This window comes from Teichococcus globiformis (assembly GCF_042646265.1).
Lineage (GTDB): Bacteria > Pseudomonadota > Alphaproteobacteria > Acetobacterales > Acetobacteraceae > Pseudoroseomonas > Pseudoroseomonas globiformis.
The window spans coordinates 277,190-290,221 of the sequence record NZ_JBHRTN010000007.1 but is presented as its reverse complement, the minus strand read 5'-3'; the positions used below and the strand labels follow the sequence as shown (position 1 = coordinate 290,221).

The following is a 13,032-nucleotide window of genomic DNA, read 5'->3' as shown; positions in this document are numbered from 1 at the left end:
GCCTGTGGAACCCCGAAAACGGGGACGTCTCGGGCGGTGCGGAGACTAGCTGGGAACGCATCCCCTCGCCACCCCCAAGCCTTAACCCAGAGCGCCGCCGCGATCTACAAGTCTTTCAGTCTATTATCCGACGACCCAGCAACGCCTTGGCAAGGAGGGTCAACAGCGGTCAGCCGGCCAGGCCGCTGACCCACCGCACCACGCCAAGACTGGAGAGATCATTCCATGTGGCAAAAACGAACAGGGCGATCAGCAGCGCGAATCCGGCTCGGAACCCGTACTCGATTGCCCGCGGTGGCAGAGGCCTGCCGCGGATCGCCTCTGCGGCATAGAACAGCAGGTGCCCGCCATCCAAGACAGGGATCGGAAACAGGTTGATCAGGGCCAGGTTCACGGACAGGATCGCCATAAAGGAAACGAGGCTCGCAACGCCCAGCTGTGCAACCTGGCCCGAAAGCTGAGCAATGCGCAGTGGGCCGCCCAGCTCCTCGGTGCCGCGCTGCCCAGCGATCATCTGCCACAAGCCTGCCAGCGTCTGGGTGGTGATGTCCCAGGTCTGGTTCGCACCAGCCCCAAGGGCGCTGATGGGGTTCAGTCGCTGGAACTCAACCGCGCCGCCGGCAATCCCCAACACACCTGAGATTGCTCCATTGGTGTCCCGCGGCTCTGGCGTGGCGGTGAGGCTCTGTTGAGCATTGTCGCGCTCGATCAGGATCTCGACCGCCTGGCCGGCACGGGGCTGGACATGGCGTTGCACATCCTCGAAGCGCGTGACGGGCGTTCCGTCCAGGCTGACGATGCGGTCACCCGGTAGAAGCCCTGCCCTCTCCGCCGCACTGCCGGCCACCACCGTGCCTACGGTGCTGCTCGGCTGCGGCTGACCCAGCGTCATGTAGAGCCCGGCAAACAATACCGCGGCCAGCAGGAAATTGGCGATCGGGCCGGCAGCGACAATGATGGCGCGGTCGCGGACAGGCTTGTCGTGGAAGGTTTGCCCAACCCTCCAGCCGGCCCGCGTTTCCTGGGAAGCGTCCTCGGGTCCTTCCTGACCATGCAGCTTCACGAATCCGCCGAGCGGCAGCCAGGCCAGCCGCCACTCCGTTCCTTGCCGGTCGGTCCAGGCGTGGATGCGGCGCCCGAAGCCGATGGAGAACACCTCAACATGCACGCCACGCCAGCGGGCGGCCAAGTAGTGCCCGAGTTCGTGGATGAAGACGAGTACGCCCAGCACCACAATGAAGGCGAGGATCGAGCGCAGCGGCTCGGGCAGCAGGTCCAAGGTCGTCTCTCCTGCCCGGCTTCAAGGCATACCGGGCGACAACGTGGCGCGGGCCTCGCGCGTGAAGGGCAGCGGCCCCTTCCGGCGCCGCCGCGATCTCAGGCTGCCCTGCGGGCGGCCCGGTAGGCGGCATCCTGCCGGCTCTGAGCATCCAGCGCCAGGACCGCGTCGAGGTCAGGCACGACTGGGCTGCCGAGGGCCGTCAAGCAATCCTCCACCACCGCAGCAATGTCCAGAAAGCCGAGCCTTTCCTGCAGGAAAAGGCCCACAGCCACCTCATTGGCGGCATTCAGGATGGTGGTGGCGCCGGGGCCGGCCTGCAAGGCTTCACGAGCAAGGCGCAGCGCCGGGAAGCGCTCTGGATCCGGCGCCAGGAAATCCAGCCGCGCCAGCGCTGTCAGATCCAGCCGCGGCACATCGACCACCATGCGGTCAGGCCAGGCCAAAGCATGGGCGATGGGCGTCCGCATGTCGGGCGTGCCAAGCTGCGCCAGAATGGAGCCGTCGGCATACTGTACCATGCCGTGCACGGTGGATTGCGGATGCACCAGGATCTCGATGCGTGGCTCGGGCACCGGGAACAGCCTCGCCGCCTCGATCAGCTCAAGGCCCTTGTTCATCATGGTCGCGGAGTCGACGCTGATCTTGGCGCCCATGGACCAGACCGGGTGGTTAACAGCCTGGGCGGGGGTCGCCCGCCGCATCACCTCTCGGCTAGCGGTGCGAAAGGGTCCGCCTGAAGCCGTCAGGACGATCTTCTCCACCGCCGCAGGGTTACGGGCATCCAGCGCCTGAAAGATCGCGTTATGCTCTGAGTCGACAGGCAGGAGCGTGGCGCCTGCCTCCTGCACGGCCTGATGCACGAGGTCACCGGCGCAGACAAGCGCTTCCTTGTTGGCGAGGGCCAGGGTGCCGCCGCGGCGAAGGGCGGCGAGGATGGGCTGCAATCCCGCCGCGCCTACAATAGCTGCCATGGTCCAGTCGGCCGGCAAGGCGGCGGCTGCCAGCACGGCGTCGTGTCCGCACGCCCAGGCGATGCCCGAGCCATCCAGGCGCCGCCGAAGTTCGGGCGCGGCCTGCTCATCAGCCAGCACGGCCATGGCCGGTCGCAGACGCAGAGCCTGCGCCGCCAGGCCTTCCGCATCACGGCCCGCCACCAGCGCCGCGACCTCGAACTTCCCGGGCGGTGCGGCATCGAGCAGAGCCACCGTGCTGCGCCCGACGGAGCCTGTGCTTCCCAGCACGGTGATGCGACGGGGCTTCAGCGCCACAGCGGCACCCCGTAGCCGACCATGAAGGCCAGCAACGCAGCCACTGGCGCCGCAGCCATCAGCCCATCCAGCCGGTCAAGCAAGCCGCCATGGCCGGGGATCAGCATGGAACTGTCCTTTACGTTGAAGTGGCGCTTCACCCAGCTTTCCAGCAAGTCGCCCAGCTGGGTTGCGACACCAAGCACCGCCGCCACCCACAACACCTTGAGGGCGGGCGGATTGCCAGACACCAGCCAGTCGGCCGCGATCCAGCCAACCGCCATGGCGCACAGAAGCCCACCCGCCGCGCCCGACCACGTCTTGCCTGGCGAAATGGCGGGCGCAAGCTTGGCACCCCCGATCAGGCGCCCGAATAGGTAGGCCCCGATGTCGCTGGCCCAGACGACGAAGAACAGGAACAGCACATTGTCGCGGCCCGCCTCATTGTCGTGCCGAAGGGCGATCAGCGAGATGCCGGAAATGCCGATATACAGCACGCCCAGCGCCAGCCAGGAGGCAGGTGGCGGCGGACCTTGCTTGCGATGCAACCGGGGCGGCACCGTCCAGGTTACGGCGAATCCGAGCATCAGAACGCAGAGTCCGAGCCAGGACTGGCCGAACACCGCACAGGCACAGGCGAGAAACACCGTGGCCGGTAGCGCCATGCCGGGCCAGAGATGGCTCCGCAGGCCGCATAGCCTCACCCATTCCCAGCAGAGCAAGGCCACGGCAACCGCCATCAGGGCTGTCCAGGCCTCGGCGCCCAGCCAGGCGCAGAGCAGGGCGCCGGGCCCAAGCACCGCAGCGGAAATGGCGCGCTTCTTCAGATCCCGCCAACGCTTGGCCCGATCTGCCGCCGGAGCGGATGGAGAGGACATGCTCAGCCGCTGCCGGCGCCGAAGCGCCGCACTCTGCGGCGATACTCACCCAGCGCTTGATCGAGGTGGGTGGCGTCGAAGTCCGGCCAGAGCACGTCGAGAAAGACGAACTCCGCATAAGCAGCCTGCCAAAGCAGAAAGTTCGACAGGCGCTGCTCGCCGGAGGTCCTGATGATCAGATCAGGATCTGGCATGCCGACAGTGGAGAGATGTCGTCCCAACGCCGCCTCATCGATGGCGGATAGATCGAGCCTGCCGGCCGCGACCTCGGCAGCGACCGCTTTCGCCGCCTGCGCGATCTCAGCTCGGGCGCCATAGGATAGCGCAACGGTAAGGTTCAGGCGGGAATTGTCTCGCGTGGCCGCTTCCGCAGCCGCGATGGCCGAAGCCGTCTCAGGCCCAAACCTTTCCCGGTCGCCGATGACCCTGAGACGCACCCCATTCTTGGCCAGCGCGCCGACCTCGCGGCGCAAATAGATGCGCAGCAGCCCGGTCAGGTCGCGAACTTCGTCGGCGGAACGCTGCCAGTTCTCCGAGGAGAAGGCGAACAGCGTCAGCCAGCCGATCCCGGCATCCGCTGAGGCTTGCACGGTGCGTCGGACCGCGTCGACACCCGCCTTGTGCCCGAGTGCGCGCGGAAGCCCCCGCGCCTTCGCCCATCGGCGGTTGCCATCCATGATGAGGCCGACATGCAGGGGCACATCAGTGGGCCCAGCAGCATCCGGCAGCGCCGCAAGCGGCTGGTTCAGGGGTGCGGCGCTCATGCTGCGGCTCAGACGGCCTTGATGTCTTTCTCTTTGTCCACGAGGGCGTCGTCGACCTTCTTGATGGTGGCGTCGGTCAGCTTTTGCACCTCGTCAGACCAATTCTTGGCCTCGTCCTTGCCGATCTCGGACTTCTTCTCCCAGGCCTTGATTTGCTCCATGCCGTCGCGCCGCACGGCACGAACCGCGACCTTGGCGGCCTCGGCATACTTGGCGGCCTGCTTGGCCAGCTCGTTGCGGCGCTCCTGGGTCAGGGGCGGCAATGGCACGCGAATGGTCTGACCCTCTGTCTGCGGGTTCAGCCCGAGCCCCGAATCACGGATCGCAACTTCCACGGCCTTCGCGGCCTGGCGGTCCCAGACCTGGACAGACAGCATGGACGGCCCAGAGACAGACACATTCGCGACCTGCGACAGCGGCTGGTTGGCGCCGTACACTTCGACGCGGATAGGCTCCAGCAGCGCCGGCGAGGCGCGACCGGTGCGCAGGCCGGAGAATTCCTTCTTCAGGGACTCCAATGCGCCATCCATGCGGCGAGTGAGATCTTGCTTCAGCGTGTTCAGATCCGCGGGGGCAGCCATGAGCGTGGCGTCCTTCTTATTGATCCACAACCGTCGTGAAGCGGCCCTCGCCCTGCATCACCGAGGTGAAGGCGCCCTTCTCGTGGATATTGAAAACGATGATCGGCAGCTTGTTCTCGCGCGCCAGGCTGATGGCAGCGGCGTCCATGACCGCCAGATCGCGCGCCAGCATGTCCAGATAGGTCAGGGTGGCGTAGCGCTCGGCCTGGGGGTTCTTGCGGGGATCGGCCGAATACACGCCATCCACCTGGGTGCCCTTGAACAGGGCGTCGCAGTTCATCTCGGCGGCGCGCAGGGCGGCGGCCGTGTCCGTGGTGAAGAAGGGGTTGCCAGAGCCTGCGGCGAACACCACCACCCGCCCCTTTTCCATGTGCCGCTGCGCGCGGCGGCGAATAAAGGGCTCGCAAACGCTGCTCATCGGGATCGCGGACTGAACGCGGGTATCAACACCCGCCTTCTCCAGCGCGTTCTGCATCGCCAGGGCGTTCATCACGGTGGCCAGCATACCCATGCTGTCGGCCTGGGCACGGTCCATGCCCGAGGACGCACCCGCCACACCGCGGAAGATGTTGCCGCCGCCCACCACGACGCACACCTCGGCGCCCAGGTCGACGGCACCCTTGATGTCCTCGGCGATGGCACGGACGGTGGAGTTGTCGAGACCGTAGTCCCGACCCCCCATCAGGGCCTCACCCGAAAGCTTCAGCAGAACGCGCTTGTAGATCGGGGTGGCCATGGTCGGATTCCGGTCGCTGGGAAGTCAGTAGGGAGCGTGCGGCACGATAGGGACGGCATCCGCTCCCGGCAAGCTCACGTCCTGGTCAACGGCAAGGCTGCCGCTTGCAGAAAGGGCCGGCCCGCCGGCAATCGGCGGCCCGGCCATGTCGTCAATGATGCTCAGGCAGTACCAGCGGCGGCCGCGACCTCGGCGGCGAAGTCCGAGGTCTCCTTCTCGATGCCCTCACCGAGCTGGAAGCGGGCGAAGCCCGTCAGCTTGGCGCCGGCCTTCTGCACCACGGCGCGCACGCGGCTCTCGCCATCATGCACCCAGACCTGCTCCAGCAGCACCACTTCCTCGTAGTACTTGCGGACACGGCCCTCGACCATCTTCTCGATGATGTTCTCGGGCTTGCCGGAAGCGCGGGCCTGCTCGGTCAGGACCGCCTTCTCGCGCTCCAGCGCGGAGGGATCGACCGCGTTGATGTCAAGCGCATCCGGACGGGTTGCGGCGACATGCATGCCGATCTGTCGGCCCAGGGTCTCCAGCGCTTCGATCTCGGACGCTGCCTCGAGGGCTGCGACCACGCCGATTTTGCCCAGCCCGGGCTTCACCGCACTGTGGACATAGGTGGCGACCGCGCCCGAAGGCACGGACAGGCGCTTGGCCCGGCGGATGGTCATGTTCTCGCCGATCGTGGCGATCAGGCGGGTCAGCTCGTCCTGCACCGAGTGGGTCGTGCCGGGGTAGGTCGCCGCCTTCAGCGCCTCCACGTCGTCACCCACCGTCAGCACCAGCCCCGCGACTTCCGCCACGAAGGCCTGGAACTGGTCGTTGCGCGCCACGAAATCTGTCTCGGCGTTCACCTCGACCATGGCGGCGACCTGCGGGCCGGTAGCCGTGCCGATCAAGCCCTCGGCCGCCACGCGGCCGGACTTCTTGGCAGCGGCGGCGAGACCCTTCTTGCGCAGCCAGTCAATGGCGGCCTCGGCGTCGCCATTGTTCTCCACCAGCGCCTTCTTGCAGTCCATCATGCCAGCGCCGGTCTTCTCGCGAAGATCGCGGACCATTGCGGCGGTAACGTCAACCATGGAGTCGCTCCTGTCTCGACGGCTCGGTTCAGGCCTGGGTCGGGGTCACCGGGGCGTTCTCGCCCACGATCGCATCGGCTTCAGCCAGGGCCGTACCCTCGACGCCTTCCGCGATTTCCTCCGGCAGGTCCTCGGCAGGCAGCTCCTCGCCCGCACCGACATCGACACCGGAAGCCTGCAGCTCAGCCGAGATGCCGTCGAACACGGCGGCAGCCATCAGGTCGCAATACAGGTTGATGGCGCGGATCGCGTCGTCATTGCCCGGGATCGGATAGGCCACGCCTTCGGGATCGGCATTGGAGTCGACCACGGCGACAACCGGGATGCCAAGCTTGTTAGCCTCCTCGATCGCCAGCTTCTCCTTCACCACGTCGATGATGAAGATGATGTCGGGCAGGCCGCCCATCTCGCGGATGCCACCCAGCGCGCGGTCGAGCTTCTCGCGCTCACGGGTCAGCATCAGGATCTCCTTCTTGGTGAGACCCTGGGTGTTGCCGCCGAGTTGCTCGTCCATCTGCTTCAGGCGCTTGATGGAGCCGGTGATGGTCTTCCAGTTGGTCAGCATGCCGCCGAGCCAACGGTGGTTCACGTAGTACTGGCCGCAGCGGGTCGCGGCCTCGGCCACGTACTCGGCCGCCGACTTCTTGGTGCCGACGAACAGCACGCGGCCACCGCCGGCCACCACGTCACGCACGGTGCGGAGCGCACGGTCCATCAGCGGCACGGTCTGCTGCAGGTCCAGGATGTGAACCTGGTTGCGCACGCCGAAGATGTACGGCGCCATGCGCGGGTTCCAGCGGCGGGTGTGGTGGCCGAAATGGACACCGGCCTCGAGCAGCTGGCGCAGGGAAACTTCTGGCATCGCCATGGCGGCGGTCCTTCCTTCAGATCTAGCCCGGTTGAGCCTCCGCGGCGCTATGCCCGGGATATCCCGGGACCGGACCCTGTCATCGGTGGATGGAAGGGGGCGCCGCGTGCGGATTTGCCGAGGCGCAGGACCACCCCGCGCCAGGCAGGGCGGCATATGGCACAGCCAGGGGGCTGTGATCAAGGCTCGCCGCTAGCCGGCCTCCACATGGGCCACGCCCGGCAATACCTTCATGATCTGCGCAAGCCTGGGCGAGACATTGTAGTGGCCCGGCAGCATCAGCTCCACCTCCTGCCCCGGGCCGAGGCGCGGGATCAGCGACACCCGGCCACGTTTCTGACCCTGCCCCTGACCTTCCCGCTCCAACAATTCGCGGATGGGCGCCAACGCGGCCTCGTCCTCGATGGTGAGGCGCAAAGTCTGCCCGATGCTTGCCGCGGCCTTGTCGAGCGCTTCGATGCCTTGCGCCGTCAGGCGCAGTGTCTCGCCCTCCATCCGCGCTTCCGTGGTGACCAGGATGGCGTTGCCCTCCACCAGCAACGGGCGGTTCTTCAGCAACACTTCGGAGAACAAAGTCACCTCGGTGCTGCCACTGCTGTCGGAAACCCTGACCCAGGCCATGCGGCTTCCAGTGCGCGTCGTCCGCTCCTTGCTGTTCACCACCGTCCCGGCAATGCGCAGCACACCCACGCCAGCCTCTGCACGGCTCTGCAACTGGGCGATCGAGGTGACGCGCAGCTTCGCCAGCACATCCCGATAGGTGTCCAATGGATGGGCCGAGAGGTGGAAGCCGACGGCCTCGGCCTCCTGGCTCAGCCGCTCAAGTTCCGGCCAGTCGGGCAGGTTCGGCATACGCAGCGGCTCAGGCGCGGCGTCGCCGCCGCCGAACAGGCCGATCTGGCTGGAACTGCGTTCCTCGGCACTGGCCTGGGCGCGGCGCAGCAACACCTCCGCCGCCGCTGTCATCCTGGCACGGTTCTTCTCCAGGCTGTCGAAGGCGCCGGCACGGGAGAGATTCTCCAACTGCATCTTGTTCAGCAGCTTCGGATCCACCCGGCCCGCGAACTCAGCCACCGAGCGGAACGGACCCTTCTGATCCCGCGCGGCCACCAAGTCCTTCATCGCTTGCAGCCCGACCCGCTTCACCGCGGCCAGGGCAAAGCGGATGCCGGGCGTGCCATCCTCCGCCACATCCACCTTGAACTCGGCGGCCGAACGGTTCACGTCCGGCGGCAGCACGGGGATGCCGAGGCGCGAGGCCTCCTGCATGTGGTTGGCCAGCTTCTCCGTCTTGTCCATGTCGAGCGTCATGGAGGCGGCCAGGAACGCCACCGGGTGATTCGCCTTTAAATAGGCCGTGTGGTAGGCGACCAGCGCATAGGCGGCAGCGTGCGACTTGTTGAAGCCGTACTCGGCGAACTTCTCCATCAGGTCGAAAATCTCGCCTGCCTTGCCCTCCGGCACGCCGTTCTTCACGGCGCCGTCCACGAAGATCTTGCGCTGAGCCTCCATCTCCGAGCGGATCTTCTTGCCCATGGCGCGGCGCAGGAGGTCGGCGCCGCCAAGGCTGTAGCCAGCCACGTCCTGACTGATCTGCATGACCTGCTCCTGGTAGACCAGGATGCCGTAGGTTTCCTCGACCAAATGGCGCATCGCCGGGTGAACCGGCTCCCAGGCCTCGCCGTGCTTGCGGGCGCAGTAGGCGGGGATGTTGGCCATCGGACCCGGACGATAAAGGGAGACGGCGGCGATCAGATCCTCGAAACGATCAGGGCGCATCATGCGGAGGCAGTCCCGCATCCCCTGCCCTTCGAACTGGAACACGCCGGCCGAGTCGCCCTTCGCCAGCATCTCGTATGTCTTCGCATCGTCGAGCGGGAGGCTGGCCAGGTCGATCTCGATCCCCTGCTGCCGAAGGATCTCGACCGCGCGCTGCAAGACCGTCAATGTCTTCAAGCCGAGGAAGTCAAACTTCACCAGGCTGGCGTTCTCGACATACTTCATCGAGTACTGCGTCACCAGCATGTCGGAGCGCGGATCGCGGTAGAGCGCAACCGTATCGATCAACGGCTTGCGGCCGATCACGACCCCGGCCGCATGGGTGGACGCATTGCGGTAGAGACCCTCCAGCACCAGGGCCGTCTCCATCAGCCGTCCTACGGTTTCGTCGGCCTCGCGCATCTCCTGCAGGCGCGGCTCGCCGTCGATCGCCTGCTGCAGCGTAACGGGCTTGGCAGGATTGAACGGGATCAGTTCGGCGATCTTGTTGACCTGCCCGTAGGGCATGCCCATGACGCGGCCGACATCACGCACCACCGCCTTGGCCTGAAGGCGGCCGAAGGTGATGATCTGCGCCACCCGGTCCTCGCCATATTCGCGGCGAACATACTGGATCACCTCGTCACGCCGATCCTGGCAGAAATCGATGTCGAAGTCGGGCATCGACACGCGCTCGGGGTTCAGGAAGCGCTCGAAGAGCAGGCCGAAGCGCAACGGATCGAGGTCGGTGATCAGCAGCGCCCAGGCCGCGACGGAACCGGCGCCGGACCCGCGGCCCGGGCCTACGGGAATGCCCTGCTGCTTGGCCCACTGGATGAAGTCGGCGACGATCAGGAAGTAGCCCGAGAAGCCCATCTTCTCGATGATGTCGAGTTCAAAATTCAAGCGCTCCCGGTAGACCTCCCGCTCTTCCGTGCCCTGCGCGTCGAGCCGCGCCTCCAGCCCGCGACGGGCCATGTCACGCACTGTCTCGGCCTCGGTCATGCCAGGCTGCACCTTGGGGCAGATGGGCAGCTCGGGCTTGCGCGTCTCCGCCATCACGGCGCAGCGCCTCGCGATGGCCAGGGTGTTGTCGCAGGCCTCGGGCAGATCGGCGAACAGGGCGCGCATATCGGCGGCCGATTTGAAGTAATGCTCCGGTGTCAGGCGGCGGCGGTCCGGCTCGGCCAGGGTACGTCCCTCGGCGATGCACAACAACGCGTCATGCGCCTCGTACATCGCGGACTTTGCGAAGTAGACGTCGTTGGCCGCAACCAGAGGAAGCCCGGACGCATCAGCCAGGGCCACCATCGCGGCGTCGAGGCTGCGCTCCAGCTCCAGCCCGTGCCGGGTCAATTCCACTGCAAGCCGGTCGCCGAAGCTTTCCTGCAGCGCATCCAGCAGCCCCAGCGCCGCGTCCCTGCGCCCCTCCACCAGGAGCCGGCCCAGCGGTCCGTGGGTACCGCCCGTCAGCAGAAACACACCTTCGGCGTGCTGCCGCAGAAGCTCCAGCGTGACCGCAGGCTTGCCACAGGGATCGTCGCGCAGAAACCCGTGCGAGGAAAGCCGCTGAACATTCTCAAGGCCCTGCGCGTTTGTCGCCAGCACCACGACGCGATCGGGCGCAAGTCGCGCCACCTCCGGCCTGTCATCCGTGGCGCCGCGGCCGAGCCAGAGCTGGCAACCCATGATGGGTTGGACGCCCTTCCCGGCGCACGCCTTGGCGAATTCGAGCGCGCCAAACATGTTGGCCGTGTCGGTCAGGGCCACGGCGGGCATGTTGCCGGCCTTGGCAAGGTCCGCCAGCTTCTCGGCCTTGATGGCGCCCTCGGCAAGGGAATAGGCGGAATGGTTGTGAAGGTGGACAAAGCTGCCGGTCATGCCGGCAGCATAGCACAGCCGGTCGCGCAGTTCAGGCGGGGACGACGCGGCCCTCGCGCAGCGTGACCACCCTGTCCATCCGCGCCGCCAGATCCGGATTATGCGTGGCAATCAGCGCGGCAACGCCGGCGCCCCGCACCGCCTCCAGCAACTGCGCGAACACCCGGTCCGAGGTGCTGACATCAAGATTGCCGGTTGGCTCGTCGGCCAGCAGCAATCCGGGGCGGTTCGCCAGCGCGCGGGCGATGGCGACACGCTGTTGCTCGCCGCCAGACAGGCGACCCGGCCGATGACCGGCCCGCTCTGCCAAGCCGAATCCCTGCAGCAATTCGCGGGCACGGTTCGCCGCGGCAGCCTCGGCAACACCGTTCACCATCTGCGGGATGACGATGTTCTCCAACGCGGTGAACTCGGGCAACAGGTGGTGAAACTGGTAGACAAAGCCGATGGACTTTCCACGCAGGACGCTGCGTGCCTCGTCCCCAAGCCTGCCAGCCGGCTTTCCATCGATGAGGACCTCGCCGCCATCGGGGCGTTCCAGCAATCCGGCCAGATGCAGCAAGGTGGACTTGCCGGTGCCGGATGGCGCAACCAGCGCGACGATTTCACCCGCTTGCAACGACAGCTCGGCTCCGCTCAGAACCGGTAATTCGCCGGCCTCGGTGCGGTACCGGCGCTCGACCTTCTCGAGCCGCAGGCGCGGTTCACTCATTGCGCAGCGCCTCCACAGGATCGGTCTTGGCCGCGCGCCAGGACGGATACAGCGTCGCCAGCAAGGACAGGCCCAGGCCCATCAGCACCACCTGTGTCACTTCCTGCGGGTCCACCACCGCTGGCAAACGGGTCAGGAAGTAAACTTCCGGGCTGAAGAGCTGCGTGCCCGTCAGGGATTGCAGCGCCTGTCGAATGCTCTCGATGTTCAGGCAGAACACCAGGCCCAGGACGAAGCCGATCAGCGTGCCCAATACGCCGATCGAGCAGCCACAGATCAGAAAGATGCGCATGATGGCGCCACTGGTGGCGCCCATGGTGCGCAGGATGGCGATATCCCGCCCCTTCTCCTTCACCAGCATGATCAGCGAGGAAATGATGTTGAAGGCGGCAACGATGATGATCAGCGTCAGGATCAGAAACATGACGTTCCGCTCCACCTGCACTGCCGCGAAGAAGGAGGAGTTGCTGGCTTGCCAATCCAGCACCCGGAACGGCATGGGCTGCAGGGCGCGGATGATCTCCTGAGTCACGCGACGCACCTGATCGGGGTTCTCGACAAAGACCTCGATCTGCGAGGCGGCGTCGCGGAGCTGGAAGTAAACCTGCGCTGCGGGCAATGGCAGAAAGACATAGGATGAATCATACTCGTTCATCCCCGCCTCGAATTCCGCCACCACCGTGTACGCACGCAGTCGCGGCACTGTGCCGATCACCGTGGCGCGGCCCTGTGGCGACACCAGCGTCACCTTGTCGCCCACGCGTACGCCGAGCTTCTGGGCCAGCCGCGTGCCAATCAGGATGGCATCGTCGCCCTGGAAGTCATCCAGGCTCCCGGCGCGGATATTGCCGGCCAGCAGCGGTCTTTGTCGTAGATCCTCCGGCTTGATGCCGCGCGCCAGTCCGCCCGTTGCGCCTCCGGCCTCGCTGGTCAGCAGAACCTGGCCTTCCACGATGGGCGTCGCCGATAAAACACCGGCCAGCTGGCGCACCCGGTCGGCAATGTCGTCATAGTCGCGCAGGCCACCAGGCCCCGCGGCATACACGCCGAGGTGACCGTTCAGTCCCAGGATGCGGCCGAGCAACTCCTGCCGGAAGCCGTTCATCACGCTCATCACGATGATCAGCGTGGCCACGCCCAGCGCGATGCCCACCAGCGAGAAGGTGGCGATCACTGAAACGAAGCGCTCACCCTTGCGCGCCCGCAGGTAGCGGAACGCGACCTTCCGCTCGAAGGCTCCGAACATCGCTGC

The 13,032-nt window shown here is 66.3% G+C and carries 11 protein-coding genes; all 11 read right to left on the bottom strand.

Annotated features, from left to right (window positions below):
* Positions 1–169: 169 nt before the first annotated feature.
* The 11 genes from rseP to ACFOD4_RS06540 all read right to left on the bottom strand — a co-directional run bounded on the left by rseP (position 170) and on the right by ACFOD4_RS06540 (position 13,026).
* Positions 170–1,270: an RIP metalloprotease RseP gene (gene rseP, locus ACFOD4_RS06590; protein WP_379595270.1), complete on the bottom strand. Its 1,101-nt coding sequence runs from the start codon at positions 1,268–1,270 to the stop codon at positions 170–172.
* Positions 1,271–1,377: 107 nt separating this feature from the next.
* Complete coding sequence (gene dxr / locus ACFOD4_RS06585; protein WP_379595136.1) at positions 1,378–2,550, bottom strand: 1-deoxy-D-xylulose-5-phosphate reductoisomerase; 1,173 nt, start codon at positions 2,548–2,550, stop codon at positions 1,378–1,380.
* Positions 2,541–3,407 carry a phosphatidate cytidylyltransferase gene (locus ACFOD4_RS06580; protein WP_379595135.1) on the bottom strand — a complete coding sequence of 289 codons (867 nt, stop codon included), beginning with the start codon at positions 3,405–3,407 and terminating at the stop codon, positions 2,541–2,543. The genes dxr and ACFOD4_RS06580 overlap by 10 nt, the downstream gene beginning before the upstream one ends.
* A gap of 2 nt (positions 3,408–3,409) precedes the next feature.
* Positions 3,410–4,171 (bottom strand): polyprenyl diphosphate synthase, encoded by a 762-nt coding sequence (gene uppS / locus ACFOD4_RS06575; protein ID WP_379595134.1) that lies wholly within the window; start codon positions 4,169–4,171, stop codon positions 3,410–3,412.
* An 8-nt stretch (positions 4,172–4,179) separates the two neighbouring features.
* Positions 4,180–4,752, bottom strand: coding sequence for a ribosome recycling factor (frr, locus tag ACFOD4_RS06570; RefSeq protein WP_379595133.1), 573 nt, complete (start codon positions 4,750–4,752; stop codon positions 4,180–4,182).
* 16 nt (positions 4,753–4,768) lie between these two features.
* Complete coding sequence (gene pyrH / locus ACFOD4_RS06565; protein ID WP_379595132.1) at positions 4,769–5,488, bottom strand: UMP kinase; 720 nt, start codon at positions 5,486–5,488, stop codon at positions 4,769–4,771.
* Between the two features lie 161 nt (positions 5,489–5,649).
* Positions 5,650–6,561, bottom strand: a complete 912-nt coding sequence (tsf, locus tag ACFOD4_RS06560) for a translation elongation factor Ts (protein ID WP_379595131.1) — start codon at positions 6,559–6,561, stop codon at positions 5,650–5,652.
* Positions 6,562–6,589: 28 nt separating this feature from the next.
* A complete protein-coding gene (gene rpsB, locus ACFOD4_RS06555; RefSeq protein ID WP_379595130.1) occupies positions 6,590–7,429 on the bottom strand; it encodes a 30S ribosomal protein S2 in 840 nt (279 codons plus the stop codon).
* 192 nt (positions 7,430–7,621) lie between these two features.
* Positions 7,622–11,068, bottom strand: a complete 3,447-nt coding sequence (gene dnaE / locus ACFOD4_RS06550; RefSeq protein WP_379595129.1) for a DNA polymerase III subunit alpha — start codon at positions 11,066–11,068, stop codon at positions 7,622–7,624.
* Positions 11,069–11,099: 31 nt separating this feature from the next.
* Positions 11,100–11,780, bottom strand: a complete 681-nt coding sequence (locus ACFOD4_RS06545; RefSeq protein WP_379595128.1) for an ABC transporter ATP-binding protein — start codon at positions 11,778–11,780, stop codon at positions 11,100–11,102.
* Positions 11,773–13,026 carry a lipoprotein-releasing ABC transporter permease subunit gene (locus tag ACFOD4_RS06540; RefSeq protein ID WP_379595127.1) on the bottom strand — a complete coding sequence of 418 codons (1,254 nt, stop codon included), beginning with the start codon at positions 13,024–13,026 and terminating at the stop codon, positions 11,773–11,775. The genes ACFOD4_RS06545 and ACFOD4_RS06540 overlap by 8 nt, the downstream gene beginning before the upstream one ends.
* Positions 13,027–13,032 lie beyond the last annotated feature (6 nt).